The sequence below is a fragment of the Pseudomonas sp. NPDC089734 genome (assembly GCF_044748865.1).
Classification (GTDB): domain Bacteria; phylum Pseudomonadota; class Gammaproteobacteria; order Pseudomonadales; family Pseudomonadaceae; genus Aquipseudomonas.
The window spans coordinates 98,101-112,282 of record NZ_JBIVGV010000005.1; the positions used below are offsets into that span (position 1 = coordinate 98,101).

The following is a 14,182-nucleotide window of genomic DNA, read 5'->3' on the forward strand; positions in this document are numbered from 1 at the left end:
TTTTTATGGGCGATTTCCCCGATCGGACGTACAGACTTGTTAACATTCGGGCCGAGGCTGAACGGAGAACCGAATGCGAAAAGTCCTGTGTATCGAAGACGACAGCGACACTTCCCATGAAATTGCCTCGGAACTGAGGCGCGTAGGCTTTGCTGTCGAATGCGTGGGTGATGGTGAGCAAGGGTTGCAACGCGCACTCAGCGGCGATTTTGCCGCGATTACCCTTGATCGCATGTTGCCCGGCATCGATGGGCTTGAAGTGATTACCTGCCTGCGTCGTTCCGGTGTACAGACGCCTGTGCTGATGATCAGTGCGCTCACGGATGTGGATGACCGGATTCGCGGGCTGCGTGCCGGGGGCGACGATTACCTGGTCAAGCCGTTTGTCTCCGAAGAAATGGCCACACGCATTGAAGTGCTGCTGCGCCGTCATGGCGATACCCGCGAGCGTGAGACGTTCCTGCGGGTGGAGGATCTGACACTGGATCTACTGAGCCGCGAAATACACTGCGCAGATCAGTGCATCGCCCTGTCGCCGACAGAGTTCAGGCTGCTGGAATTCCTGATGCGCAACGCCGGTTCGGTGGTGACCCGGGCACTGATCTTCGAGTCGGTATGGGGGTATCACTTCGACCCCGGTACCAAGTTGATCGATGTCCACCTGACCCGTCTGCGTCGCAAACTGGATGCGATCGGTTGTGTCGCGACGGTCAATGCCCTGCGTGGCTCGGGTTTTGTACTGGTGACCACGGGCCGGGATCACTGAATGCGCGCTCGTCTGTCACGTACGACGGCTTTCCGCCTCACGTTCACCTATGCTGCCGTCCTGTTGGTGGGCGTCATCGCTCTGGTCAGTCTTATCTACTGGCACACGGCCAATTACATGTCGCGCCAGGCCGAAGACGTGGTGCTGAGCGAAATGAGGCAGCTGTCGTATCTGGACGTCGGGCAGTTGCCTCAGGAGATTGACCGGCTGCAAAGGGGGGACCTGCGGAGAGTGATCTCTTATGGCCTGTTCAGCCCGCAAGGCAATGGCCTGTATGGGCAGCTCAAGGCCTTGCCCGAAGGCCTCCCGATCGATGGGCAGCCCCATGACTGGCGGGAGTCGGGGTTTCGGTTCGGCGACAAGGCCATCGCCCGGCGTCTGGACAACGGCCAGATATTGCTGGTCGGTTATGACGCCAGAACGCTGGCCTGCCTGCGCGAAATCCTCCTGTATTCGCTGGGCTGGAGTGCGGCTCTGATCATTCTGGGCGGTCTGGTATTCGGCGTATTGCTGGGCGCAGGGCCGTTGCGTCGGGTGCGTAGCGTTCAGGTCATCAGCCATCGCATCGCTGAAGGCGACTTTTCCCAACGCCTGCCCGTGACAGGCAAGGGCGATGAGCTCGATGTGCTGTCGTCGCTGGTGAATCAGATGGTCTGCCAGGTCGGATGCCTGCTCGATGAAGTCAAAAGCGTCGAGGACAACGTTGCCCATGACCTGCGCACACCGCTGAACAAGCTGCGCGCCCAGTTGCATCGTGCCCTGATGGAGTGGGATGAGTCGCCCAAGGAGCAGTTGAAAAACCGCCTGGAAAAGTCTCTCGACGCGGCGGATATTCTGCTGGGACGCTTTCGCGCCTTGCAGCGTATTGCCGAGATCGACAGCAATGCGCGCCGTGCGGGCATGGCGCATTTTCCACCCCGACTGCTGCTGGAGCAGTTATTCGAGGACTATGAAGCGGTGGCGGAGGAGGCAGGGATCCGGCTGCAACTGGAGCTCGAAGAGGTCGCGCCTCTGTTGGCCGACCGTGAATTGCTGGCCGAAGCCATGATGAACCTGCTGGACAATGCCTTGAAGTTCACTCCTGAGGGTGGACGTATCCTGATGCGTCTGACGGCTGGCACCAAGGGAACCCGGCTCGAGGTTCAGGACAGCGGCCCCGGTATTCCCTGGAGTGAGCGCAAGACGGTGTTGACCCGTTTTGCCCGGGGGCGACGCGATCCGGGCGTGAGTGGGGCCGGGCTGGGGCTGGCCATCGTCGCGGCAGTTGCCAGTACGCATGGTTACGAGCTGCTGCTGGAGGACGCGCAACCCGGGTTGCGCGTCGTGCTGCAGGCGTCTGCCGGTTAAAGGGCAATCTCCACCTGTTCGCCGTTGAGGCGTACAGGCCATACCTCAAGCTGCTGTTCCGGGTATTCCACGCAGGCCCCGTCGCGCAGGCGGAAGTGTTGTTTGTAAAGCGGCGAAGCGATCACCAGTTCTCCGCCCATCTGCCCGAGAAGGCCACGGCCAATGACATTGGCGCCGGACTTGGGGTCGCGGTTTTCAATGGCATAGAGCTTTTCGCCTTCGTCGGTTTCAGGCAGATAGAACAGTGCGACCTGAGCGCCATCAAGCCAGGCCACTACGCCTGAGTTGGCTACCAGATCCCGGCGTGTGCAGAGTGCCTGCCATTGAGTCGTTTCGGCACAGGCCCTATTGGACTGGTTCATCAGACCACCTCCTTGAACAGTGGAATCAGGGTGATTTCCTCGGTTTTTGCCGGGCGACGCTGATCGCGTTCCTTGACGAAATGCACGTCCGGATCGCTGCGTTGATCATTGACGAAGGTGCGGAAGCGCTTGAGCTTTTCCGGGTCCTTGAGGGCGTTGGCCCATTCGCATTCATAACGATCGACCACCAGTTGCATCTGCGCCTCCAGCTCTGCGGCCAGGCCCAGGCTGTCATCAATCACAACGGCCTTGAGGTAGTCGAGGCCACCTTCGAGGGATTCGCGCCAGACCGAGGTGCGTTGCAATTTGTCGGCGGTGCGGATGTACAGCATCAGGAAGCGGTCGATGTAGCGAATCAGGGTTTCGTCATCCAGATCGGTGGCGAACAGCTCCGCATGACGCGGACGCATGCCGCCGTTGCCGCTGATGTAGAGGTTCCAGCCCTTTTCGGTGGCGATGACGCCTACGTCCTTGCTTTGTGCCTCGGCGCATTCACGGGTACAGCCGGAGACGGCGAACTTGAGCTTGTGCGGGGAGCGCAATCCCTTGTAGCGATCCTCGATACGCAGGGCCATGGCCACGCTGTCCTGCACACCATACCGGCACCAGGTACTGCCCACACAGGATTTCACGGTGCGGGTCGATTTGCCGTAGGCATGCCCGGTTTCAAAGCCGGCCGCAATCAGCTCACCCCAGATATCCGGCAGTTCATGCAGTTGCGCGCCGAACAGGTCGATGCGCTGGCCGCCGGTGATCTTGGTGTACAGGTCGTATTTCTTGGCCACCGCACCGATGGCAATCAGGCCGTCCGGGGTGATCTCGCCACCGGGAATGCGCGGTACGACCGAATAAGTGCCGTTCTTCTGCATGTTGGCCATGAAGGTGTCATTGGTGTCCTGCAACGGCACCAGTGAGGGATCGGTGATCGGCCGGTTCCAGCAGGACGCCAGGATCGAGCCGACGGCAGGTTTGCAGATATCGCAGCCATGGGCACCCTTGCCATGGCGGGCAAGCAGTTCCTCGAAGGTTTCGATGCCTTCGACGCGAACCATCGAATACAACTCCTGACGGGTATAGGCAAAGTGCTCGCACAGGCTCTTGTCGACGCTGACACCCCGGGCGATCAGTTCATGCTCGAAGACCTGTTTGAGCAAGGCCGCACAGCCACCACAGCCGGTGCAGGCCTTGGTCTGGGTCTTGATGCTGGCCAGGTCGGTACAGCCCGCATCGATGGCCGAGCAGATCGAACCCTTGCTGACGTTGTGGCAGGAACAGATGGTCGCCGTGGCGGGCAGGGCATCGGCACCCAGGGTCGGTGCGCCTTCGCCACGGGGCAGGATCAGGCTGGATGGATCGGCGGGCAGGGGAATGCCGTTCTGGGCGTATTGCAGCAGGGTGTCGTAGTAACTGTTGTCGCCGACCAGCACCGCCCCCAGCACCTGTTTGCCATCGGCCGACACCACCAGGCGACGATAGCTGGCAGTGGCTTCATCGATAAAGCGATAGCTGACCGCACCGGCCAGTGCGCCATGGGCATCGCCAATCGAACCGACGTCCACGCCGAGCAGCTTGAGTTTGGTGGACATGTCGGCACCGAAGAAAGGATCGGCCTCTTGCCCGCAAAGCTGCGCGGCCACGCTACGGGCCATCTGATAACCCGGTGCGACCAGTCCGAAGACGCTGCCGTTCCAGGCCGCGCACTCGCCAATCGCATAGATATCCGCGTCGCTGGTAAGGCAGTGTTCATCGATAGCGATACCGCCGCGCGGGCCGAGTTCCAGCTCGCATTGGCGTGCCAGTGCATCCTGCGGACGAATGCCGGCAGAGAATACGATCAGGTCGGTTTCCAGAAATTCGTCGTTGGCGAAGTTCATGCGATAGCGGTATTGCTTGCCGTCGCTGATGGACTGCGTGGCGCGGGACAGATGTACACCCACTCCCAGCGCCTCGATCCGCGCCTTGAGGGCCGCGCCGCCATGATCGTCCAGTTGCACCGGCATCAGGCGTGGCGCGAACTCCACCACATGGGCTTCAAGCCCCAGGGATTTGAGTGCATTGGCGGCTTCCAGCCCCAGCAGGCCACCACCGACCACGACGCCACGACGCGCTCTGGAGGCGGCATAACGAATGGTGTCCAGGTCTTCGAGGGTGCGATAGACCAGGCGTGAGTCGCCCTGAGCCCCTTCGATGGGCGGTACGAACGGAAACGAGCCGGTGGCCATGATCAGCTTGTCGTAGGTGAAGCAGCCTTCGGCGGTGATGATCTCGTGACGTTCGCGGTCGATCTCCAGCACCGGCACGCCCAGATGCAGGGTCAGCCCGGCTTGCTCATAAAGGCTCGCATCGCTCATGGCCAGTGACTCGGCATCGCGGCCGGTGAAGTATTCGGAAAGGTGCACGCGATCATAGGCACGCTGGCGTTCTTCGCCGAACACATGAATGCGATAGCGATCAAGAGCGCCGCCTGCGATCAATTGCTCGACGCAATGATGACCGACCATACCGTTGCCGACGACGATCAGGGTCTTTACATCGTTGAGGGGGAAGACTGTGGTGTTCATATCAAGTCCCGGCCGAGGCCCATCAGGTTTTTCAAAGCCAAAAAAAAGACGCCCGGAACCTTTCGGTTCCAGGCGTCTTTGCCTGTCGTTCATCTCTGTTTTGGGAGGGCATCGGGCGACGTTGCCGGATGCACCTGAATCATCTTGTGCAGGACTATGCAGGGGGTGTGCCAGCCTGGGAGAACGCCTGTTTTCGGGGGCTTTTGTCTGAGAAAAGCAGTCGATGTCCGCTTTGCATTGGTGCATCAGGGTCTGGCGATGCTGTAAATCCGTGCATCCCTGAAACAAATGTATGCGTGCCCTGCAGGGCCGGATTTATCCGGGAAGGCATTCTTCATGGCGAAGCATGTGTTGGAATCTACGGGCCTCTTCCCGGATAAATCCGGTCCCACACACGCTGTACACGCATCATTTGTATTACCCTGCGATCCCCCGACCCGATCTGCTGTCATGAACATCATCCTCACTGAAGTCCAGCCTGCCGACATCCGCGAGACCATCGATTTTGTCATGCGCTCTCGCGCCGAAATCTTCCCGATGCTCGATGCCACTGTGGTCCCGGCCGATTTGGCGAATTTTGAACAGGTGTATCTGGGCGCAGAGACCGGCAAGTTTCTGATCGCCCGTTGCGAAGGCGAGATCATCGCCGCCATCGGCTATCTGCCTTACGACCACCGTTTTCCTCAACTGGATTACTCGGGGCGCAGGACCGTGGAGATCGTGCGCCTGTTCGTCTGTCACGAATTCAGAGGCGCCGGGCTGGCAGGGCGGCTGTATGAAGCGCTCAAGGCACAGGCCGATGCCCACGGCGTCGAAGTGCTGTATCTGCACACCCATCCATTCTTGCCGGGTGCGATCCGCTTCTGGGAAAAGCAGGGGTTCGTGACGGTCGATGTGGAAGACGACCCGGTCTGGCAGACAACGCACATGCAGTGTGTGCGTTAGAGGGCTGTCACCGCGACAAAAGCTCCCGGGCCATGATGGCATTCAGTCGTTCACTGGCCCGTGCGGGCAGGGTGGTCGGTATGGCAGGTGACGGCTCGGCGGGTTCGCCCACCTGAATCAGCATCACCATGCCCATCGCCAGATGGGGGATGCACTGGATGCCGTAGAAGCCGGGTGTGTCTAGGGTCAGTTCAAGCTGTTCGTTGATCTTGCCCTTGAAACCGGTGGCGCCAGCCGGCAGCAGTTGTGGAATGGAGGCTACATTGTGGCTGCTGTGGGTCGCGACGAACTTCACGGTATCGCCCGGTGCAATATGCAGGAAGTCAGGCTCGTAGATCATGCTGCCCGCCGCGCCACGGTTGAGCATCTTGACTTCGTAGGTCTGGGCCATGGCTGGTGGGCAGCAAGTCAGCAGGAGCAGGGTCAGTGCAGCAGGAATACGCATATTCACAGGTTTCCGGATTCGGTCAGTGAGGGAGCAGGCGCAGGATTTTCGCGCCGTCGAAGGGGTCGGTCAGCCAGTGGGCCTTGACGCCGAACGTGCTCAGCAGGCGCTCGGGTGTCAGCACGTCGGCCGGCACGCCCAGTGCGACCATCCGGCCGTTCTCCATGACCGCCACACGGTCGCATTCCAGGGCCTGATTGATATCGTGCAGGGCAATCACCGTGGTGACCGGCAATGACCTGATCAGCCCCAGAATCGACAGTTGATGCTGGATGTCCAGGTGGTTGGCGGGCTCGTCCAGCAGCAATATCTGCGGGCGCTGGGCCAGTGCCCTGGCGATATGGGCACGCTGACGCTCACCACCGGAGAGGGTGTGCCAGGCACGCTGGATCAGGTGCAGCATGTCGACATCCTGCAAGGCCTGGCGAACGATGCTGTCGTCGTTGTCGCTCCAGGGCTCCAGAGCCGACAGCCAGGGGGTGCGTCCCAGTTCGACGGCATCGAGTACCGTAATGGCGTCGCTGGTATCGGCCTGCTGTTCGACGACGGCCAGCAGGCGGGCGATATCGCGCCGCTTCATGCCTGTCAGCGCCTGACCATTGAGCTGCACCTGCCCGCTGGTGGGCATCTGGATACCGGAGAGCAACTTGAGCAGGGTCGATTTCCCTGAACCGTTTGGGCCGACAATGCCCAGGGTTTCACCCGGAACGATGCTCAGGTCCACACCCTGAAGCAGGGTTTTGCCCTTGACCGAGTAGCCCAGGCCGGAGCACGTCAGAGTGGCCACATCGGCGACAGGCGAGAACGCGTTCATCGTGAGGTTTTCCCCCTGACGAGAATCAGTGCGAAGACCGGTGCTCCGATCAGGGCCGTGATGACCCCTATGGGGACTGTCTGGCCCTTGATGAGGGTTCGGGAAAGCACATCGGCGGCCACCAGGAACAGCGCGCCACTCAGTGCGCTGAAGGGTATGAGTCGCGCATGCCGCACCCCGACGATCATGCGTACGGCGTGGGGAATCACCAGCCCGACAAAACCGATGGAGCCGACGATGGACACCATCACTGCGGTGACCAGTGCCGCCGAGGCAATCAGCATGACCTGTACCTGCCTTACCGGAATGCCGAGTGAAGCGGCCGAGTCGCTGCCGAATGTGAAAGCATCCAGCGAGCGTCGGTGCCACAGGCAGACCAGCAGCCCGATCAGCACCACCGGCACGGCCAGCCACACCGAATGCCAGCGGACGCCGCTGAGGTTGCCCAGCAGCCAGAACATGATGCCGCGGGCCTGTTCGGAACTGGCCGACTTGGTGATGAGAAACGACGTCAGTGCATTGAACAGTTGCGATCCGGCGATGCCGGCCAGAATGATGTGCCCGGCGGTGGTCGAGCCGTGGGAGGAGCGGGCGAGCAGGGCGACCAGCGAGAAGGCCGCCAGGGCGCCGACGAAAGCACCTGCCGACATGGAAATGGCCCCGGCACCCAACCCGAGGATGGCCACCAGCACAGCACCGGTCGAGGCGCCCGCCGAAATGCCCAGCAGATAAGGGTCGGCCAACGGGTTGCGCAGCAGCGATTGCAGCACCACTCCGGAAATGGCCAGCCCCGCGCCACAGGCGGCGGCCACGATGGCGCGCGTCAGGCGGTAGTTCCAGACAATGCCTTCATCGATCGGATCGAGCACATACCCGGCTGCCCAGAGTTTGTTCGCCAACACCTGGAAAACCACGGGCAGGCTGATGCTGGTTTCACCGATGGCCGCACCGGCGACAATGGCCAGCAACAGCACTGCCGAAACCCAGAGTGTGTGAATGAGCGCCGTGGTCAGTCTCATTGCGCGGCGTTGTAGCGATTGGCCGCTTCGGCCAGCTCTTCGATACCCGTGAACAGGCGGATGCTGGCCTGCATGGCATCGGCGTCGATGATCACGATACGGTCATGCTTGACTGCATCCATGTTGCGGGTCACCGGGTCGGACTTGAGGAATTCGAGTTTCCTGCGATAGTCGTCGGCCGGGAAGCGGCGACGGTCCATGCGCGCAATCACCAGAATGTCCGGGTTGGCCTTGGCAATGGTTTCCCAGCCCACGGTCGGCCATTCCTCATCGGATTCGACGATGTTGCGCATGCCCAGGTTATTGAGCATGAAGTCCGGAATACCCTTGCGACCGGCCACATAAGGGTCGATATCGATATCGGCGCTGGAGAACCAGAACACGGCGGACACATCACGGGCCTTGTTCTGCTTCACGTTCGCCACCGCATGGGCCAGACGATTGCGCAGTTGTGCAACCAGTTGCTGGCCGCGATCCTGCACATCGAATATCTGCGCGAGCTGTTCGATGCTCTTGTAGATGGTGTCGATGCGAAAAGGCTCCAGACGCGTGCCGTCAGCGCCGACCAGATTGTCCTTGCCTTCACAGTCGGACGGCATGATGTAGGTAGGGATCTTCAAGTCATGAAACTGTTCGCGGGTGCCGACCACACCCTGGGCTCCGACCATCCATTCCAGCTGGACGGCGACCAGTTCCGGGCGCTTGCCGATGACGGCCTCGAAGCTGGGGTCGTTGTCCGCCAGACGTTCGACCTTGTCGTTCTGAGCCTTGAACTGAGGCAGTACATCGTTGAACCACAACGACGTGCCCACCAGCCTGTCGCCCAGACCCAGTTCGTAAAGCATTTCAGTGCCGGACTGGCCAATGGTCACGGCCCTTTGCGGAGCCTGCGCAAAGGTCAGCTTCAGACCACAGTTCTCGACCGTCAGCGGGTATTGAGTGGGCGCGGCCAGCGTCAGGGTGGACAGGCTCAGACCGGCAATGAGTGCGGCAAGGCGAGGCAGTGACATGTAATGCGATCTCCGTTTCGTACGTGCAAGGTGCAATGTACAGACAGGAAACACATCCTCGGCACTGCGCTGGGAAGCAGGGCAAGGTCGCCGTGGACCGGCGTGCGGATGTCCTTCCCGGACACCCCGCCGGTCAGTGAATATGCAGGTCGGCAGGTCTCCTGACTGGCATGTCATGGTCATTCAGCCAATCTGGCTTGCCCCGGCCTTCCCGGAAATACCCAGTGGCCATGATGGAGCTGACTCGATGCCTACAGTTGCGGGGGCAGTTTCGTTTGAGCCCCGTGTATGACGGGGCTCTCGAATTCCCTGTTAGTTCCTCTCGGAAACCGACGGGGCGCGATGGTAAACGATAAGGGGGGCAGTGGCTAATGCTTTGCGCGAAGCCTGCCCCCCGGTCATGCCGTGGCTGCGGAGTGAGTGGCGGGCTGCAGATTCAGTGTCCGCTGGAACAGACCGGCCACGCTGGTTTGATGGCTGATACCGATCACCAGGGTATCGGGCAGCTCCTCCCGAATGACCTTGAGCAACTGGCAGGCGCTCTGGTCATCCAGCTGGTTGGTCGCTTCGTCCAGATACAGCGTCTGTGGCGCATACAGCAGGGCACGGGCCAGGCCCAGACGCTGTTGTTCACCGCCGGACAGCTCGCGGGTCCATTCGGTCTGATGGTCCAGACGATGTTCCAGCTTCGACAGCCCGACCCGGTGCAGCACTTGAACGAGGCGTGCATCGGACGGGCATTCGGTGGCCGGATAAGTCAGCAACTGGCGCAGTGGCATTTCGGGAAGATAAGGCTGTTGCGGAATCAGCAGGCTCGATCCGCCGGGCAACGCCCAGTCGCCTCGATAGTAGGGCCACAAACCTTGCAACGTGCGCAACAGGGTGGATTTCCCCAGGCCGCTACGGCCTTCGATACGCAGCCATTCGCCCGTGTGGACGCTGGCATTGATGTTGTCGAGCAGCACACTGCCATCTGGCCGGTGGATTTGCAGACCCTCTATTCGCAGTGCTGCGGTGCGCTCGATATCCCGAACCTGGCCGCGAGTGGCCTCGATGGCCTGCTGGAACTGACCGAGACGCTCCACGGTAGCGCTCCAGGCGGCAAGCCGTGGATAGACGTCGATGAACCAGCTGAGCGAGCCTTGAACCGCGGTAAAGGCACTGCGGATCTGCATCAGACCACCGAGGGTAATGGTCTTGGCAAGAAAGGCGGGCAGGGCGGCGAAGACCGGGATGATGCGGCTGACCCGGTCGTAGCTCACGGTGAAGAACTGCAACTTGCGCATGCGCTCCATCAACTGCCACCAGTTGCTTGCAATGTGCTCGAAGCGTTCGCCCAGCTGCCGTTTTTCGGCCGCTTCGCCGCCATACAGTGCAATCTGTTCGGCGTGGTCGCGTTTGCGCAGCAGGCTGGCACGGAAGTCCGCTTCATAACGCTGTTGCTGGAAGTTCAACGGTTGCAGGGGGCTACCGAGAAAGTGTGTGAAGGCGGTGCCCAGTGCGGTGTAGAGCACGGCAGCCCACAGCAGATAGCCGTGGATCGTGACGTCATGGCCCAGCACCTGGAAATTCAGGACACCCGAGAGGTTCCACAACACCCCCGCGAATGCCAGCACCTGAGCCAGGTTGATGATGAACGAGGCCAGCAGTTCGACACTGCGATCCACCAGCAGATCCACGTCCTCGGCAATCCGTTGGTCCGGGTTGTCCGGTTCTCCGGTCAGCCCCAGACGGTAATAGGCCTGGCCCTGCATCCAGGCCTCGATGGTGGTTTTCGTCATCGCTCTGCGCCAGCGCAGCACCAGCGCCTTGCGCAGCCATTCCAGGTAGACAACGATCACCACGTAACCGGCGATGTACAGGCAATACTGGCCCATCAGGGAATAGAGCGCTTCGGTCTTGAACTCGCCCAGGGTGTCGTAGAACGTCTTGCTCCAGGCGTTGATCCAGACGTTGATCTGCACCACCAGCAAGCCCATGCCGATCACGCTGAGGAGCAACACCCAGGACAGCCATTGCCTGCGGTCCAGCCAGTAAGGGCTGGCCAGGGCGTAGAAGGTTCTCAGGGTTTTCATTGTCCGGCTACCACGCTTTTCGGTACGGGCAACAGGCGCAACTGGACCAGGTTCTGCGGATCGAACAGTTCACCGGCCAGACGCTTGAGTGCCGGAACCGTCAGGGCTTGCGTCAATTGCTGTTGCTGGCTCAGGTAGCGTGGGTCCCCCCAGTAACGATCACTGAGAATCAGACGGCGCATCTGGGTCTGCGGATCGTCGCGGCGCAGTTTTTCCTGGTGAATCAGCGTTTTTCGGGCTGCAAGAATGTCTTTTTCACTGATGGTTTTCGGCAGTGTGGCGAGCGTGCTTCTGGCAAGCTGCCAGAGCTCTTCCACACGGGCCGGGTCGCTGCTGAAGTTCAGGCGGCTTTCGATGCGCTGGGTCTGCTGGTTGAGCATGCTGTCGAATGTCAGTCGATAGACCCCCGATGCTTCTCCGCGCAACTGCTCCTTGAGGGCCTTGAGCGCAATGTCCTTCAGGGTGGAAACACGGGCGGCATCCTCGGGTGTCCAGGCGCGAGGGTGATAGCTGAAGGCATACAGCATGGCGCGTGGTTCGATGCCGATGGCCAGTTCCTGAGTGTGTTGGCCGCTGCGCTGTTGTTGCTGACTCGTCTTGAGCGGTTTGCCGCGCAGAATGCTGGCCAGTTCCTGCTCGACCACCGGCTGGAGCGTGCTGGCGTCGATATCGGCCATCAGGTAGTAGGTCACCGGGGCCTGGCTCAGACGTTTCCAGTCGGCGTTCAGGTCCAGGGGCTGTACCCGCTGAAGGTCGTCCGGAGTGGGCGTCTGCCAGTGATCCTCACCGTATTGCAGTGTGCGCAAGGCCTTGTCCTGACGTTCGCGGACATTGTCGGTATTGCGTGACTGACGCTCGATCAACTCATCGCGCGCCTCCTCGAACGCGTCGCTGTCGATCCCGGCTGGCGACTGGCTCAGACGATAGGCCTGGAGCATGGCCTGGAGGCGCTGCGGCGAGGGAAGGTCTTTCTTGTTGTCGATCGTCGACAGTTCCACGTGCAGGCGACTGGCTTCCTGATCGAAGGAGAGGTTCACGCCTTGCTCGGAGCGCCAGCGGCGGATCTGCTCTTCGTTCCAGCCTTGCGGAGCACTTTGTTCCGCCAGTTGCGTTGCCATCTGACTGCGCCAGGCCGGAATCTCGGTGGTCATGAAACCGGCACTGGAATCCGCCTGCATCACGAACCGGCCGTTCTCGCCATTGCGTTTGAGCCAGACCAGACGGTCGCCGTTGCTCAAGTGCCAGTATTCGACCTTCTGCTCGGCGAACGCCTTGCGCTTCACGATCTGTCCTTTGGGCAGTGCGGCAGGCAAGGCGGGCAGAGCCTCGGGTTCTGTCGAGGCTGTGATGGGGGCGGCTTGCGGTGCGTCCAGCGGACTGTTCCGGACCTGAGTCATCAGGTCGTTCACGGCGTTGACCGTCGGCAGTGTCAGCGGCCGCAGACCGGGAGCCGACAATTGCAGCACGCGGTCCGGACTGTCAGTCCAGCTTTTCAGGCGCTGGTTCAAGTCCTTGAGGTCGATGCTGTCGAGCGCTTCGAGGTTTTGCAAGGCGAGGTCATGTCTGGCGATGACAACGCGATTCTGATTCGCGGCATCGCTGAGCTCGGTGACCCATTGCTCGAACGTGCGAGCCTCGTCTTTCGCCAGCATCTTCTGAGCGATGGCGCGAATACTGTCTCTTTCCCGATTCAGATCGGCCTCACGCAGACCAAAGCGCCGAACGCGCTCGATCTCCGTCAGCAATTGTTTCAATGCAACGTCATGAGCGTCACCTTCCACGCCTGCTGCAACACCCAATACGCTGGACTGATCACCGATCAGGCTCTTCTGCACGGTCAGGCTGCGCACGCCGGGTTCGAGGGGCTGAAGGCGCAACTGGTCAAGCAGGGCCGACAGGGTCATGCGGTCGATCAGCCGTTCACGCAAGCCATCCTGGGTGGAGGCTCGGCTGGCGGGCTCATGCAGACGAAACAGCAGAGCGACCTGATTGCTGCCGCTCTGGCTGTCCTGCAGGCGAACGATTTTCAACTGATTGTCGAGTGGCAGCTCCCGATAGCTCTTCTCGGGCAGGTCTGCCGGTCTGGCCTTGCCGAACCAGTGTTCGATACGGGCGGGCAAAGTGGCAGGGTCGATATCGCCGACGATGGTCAGCACCATGTTGTTGGGCACATACCAGCGTTTTTCAAAACTTTGCAACTCGGCCAGCGTCGCCGAGCGAATCGCCGCTTCGTTGCCGATGGTGCGATGTTCCGGATAGCGAGAACCGATTCGCTGCGAGGCGGTACGCTGATCGTTCATGCGCTGCGCTACCCCCAGACCGCCGCGCCATTCTTCGATGACGATCGGGCGTTCCTGCTCCAGATTGTCCGCGGTGTAGTCGTGGGCCAGCGTCAGGGTCGAAAGTGCCTGCAAGGCCTGCTCGGTCTGCGCTGCGCCGCCGGTAGGGCTGAGCATGTACAGGGTGCGGTCGTAGTTGGTCATGGCGTTGTAATGACGCCCCTGAACCCAGCCCCACTGGTTCATCAGGTGGCGGATAGTGTCTTCCTGTCCGGCACGGCTATAGAAGTTCAGGTGCTCGACCATATGGGCCACGCCCACCTGATCGTCCTCTTCATCCACGGAGCCGGCTTTCACGGTCAGGCGCGCATCGATCCTGCCCGGCTGACTGGTTTCACGCACCAGACGGTATTCCAGGCCATTGGTCAGATGGCCGCGCATGACCTGGGAATCCCAGGCACGGGGCGCAGTGCTGGCGGGAAACTGGGCGCACGCGCCCAGCATCAGCAAGCCGGACAGGCTCATGATTATCTTTTTCATCAGGCTTCTCGGTTAAAGC

The 14,182-nt window shown here is 60.9% G+C and carries 11 protein-coding genes and 1 riboswitch; of the genes, 3 read left to right on the forward strand and 8 right to left on the reverse strand.

All coding sequences use genetic code 11. The annotated features are described in order from the left end of the window. Positions 1-73 precede the first annotated feature (73 nt). Both ACIPY9_RS08450 and ACIPY9_RS08455 read left to right on the forward strand, forming a co-directional pair. Complete coding sequence (locus ACIPY9_RS08450; protein ID WP_400699327.1) at positions 74-766, forward strand: response regulator transcription factor; 693 nt, start codon at positions 74-76, stop codon at positions 764-766. Further along, positions 767-2,113, forward strand: coding sequence for an ATP-binding protein (locus ACIPY9_RS08455; RefSeq protein ID WP_400699330.1), 1,347 nt, complete (start codon positions 767-769; stop codon positions 2,111-2,113). Here ACIPY9_RS08455 and nirD read toward each other — a convergent pair. Beyond that, positions 2,110-2,475 (reverse strand): nitrite reductase small subunit NirD, encoded by a 366-nt coding sequence (nirD, locus tag ACIPY9_RS08460; protein WP_400699333.1) that lies wholly within the window; start codon positions 2,473-2,475, stop codon positions 2,110-2,112. The genes ACIPY9_RS08455 and nirD overlap by 4 nt on opposite strands. Beyond that, on the reverse strand, positions 2,475-5,036 hold the full coding sequence (gene nirB, locus ACIPY9_RS08465; protein ID WP_400699336.1) for a nitrite reductase large subunit NirB: 2,562 nt from the start codon (positions 5,034-5,036) through the stop codon (positions 2,475-2,477). The genes nirD and nirB overlap by 1 nt, the downstream gene beginning before the upstream one ends. A 450-nt stretch (positions 5,037-5,486) precedes the next feature. On the opposite strand from nirB, the gene ACIPY9_RS08470 reads away from it, so the two are divergent. Further along, positions 5,487-5,981 carry a GNAT family N-acetyltransferase gene (locus ACIPY9_RS08470; RefSeq protein WP_400699339.1) on the forward strand — a complete coding sequence of 165 codons (495 nt, stop codon included), beginning with the start codon at positions 5,487-5,489 and terminating at the stop codon, positions 5,979-5,981. 7 nt (positions 5,982-5,988) lie between these two features. Here the strand turns inward: ACIPY9_RS08470 and ACIPY9_RS08475 are convergent, their stop codons facing one another. The 6 genes from ACIPY9_RS08475 to ACIPY9_RS08500 all read right to left on the reverse strand — a co-directional run bounded on the left by ACIPY9_RS08475 (position 5,989) and on the right by ACIPY9_RS08500 (position 14,163). Then, complete coding sequence (locus tag ACIPY9_RS08475; RefSeq protein ID WP_400699341.1) at positions 5,989-6,426, reverse strand: pseudoazurin; 438 nt, start codon at positions 6,424-6,426, stop codon at positions 5,989-5,991. Between the two features lie 22 nt (positions 6,427-6,448). Beyond that, on the reverse strand, positions 6,449-7,240 hold the full coding sequence (locus tag ACIPY9_RS08480; protein ID WP_400699344.1) for an ABC transporter ATP-binding protein: 792 nt from the start codon (positions 7,238-7,240) through the stop codon (positions 6,449-6,451). Beyond that, positions 7,237-8,259, reverse strand: coding sequence for a FecCD family ABC transporter permease (locus ACIPY9_RS08485; protein WP_400699347.1), 1,023 nt, complete (start codon positions 8,257-8,259; stop codon positions 7,237-7,239). Before ACIPY9_RS08485 ends, ACIPY9_RS08480 begins: the two co-directional genes overlap by 4 nt. Beyond that, the gene (locus ACIPY9_RS08490) at positions 8,256-9,269 is read right to left on the reverse strand and encodes an ABC transporter substrate-binding protein (protein WP_400699350.1); all 1,014 of its coding nucleotides are present in this window, start codon (positions 9,267-9,269) and stop codon (positions 8,256-8,258) included. Before ACIPY9_RS08490 ends, ACIPY9_RS08485 begins: the two co-directional genes overlap by 4 nt. Positions 9,270-9,402: 133 nt before the next feature. Further along, positions 9,403-9,618, reverse strand: a riboswitch (cobalamin riboswitch). A gap of 49 nt (positions 9,619-9,667) precedes the next feature. Next, a complete protein-coding gene (locus tag ACIPY9_RS08495; protein ID WP_400699353.1) occupies positions 9,668-11,344 on the reverse strand; it encodes an ABC transporter ATP-binding protein/permease in 1,677 nt (558 codons plus the stop codon). Further along, a complete protein-coding gene (locus tag ACIPY9_RS08500) occupies positions 11,341-14,163 on the reverse strand; it encodes an insulinase family protein (protein WP_400699356.1) in 2,823 nt (940 codons plus the stop codon). Before ACIPY9_RS08500 ends, ACIPY9_RS08495 begins: the two co-directional genes overlap by 4 nt. Positions 14,164-14,182: the final 19 nt, after the last annotated feature.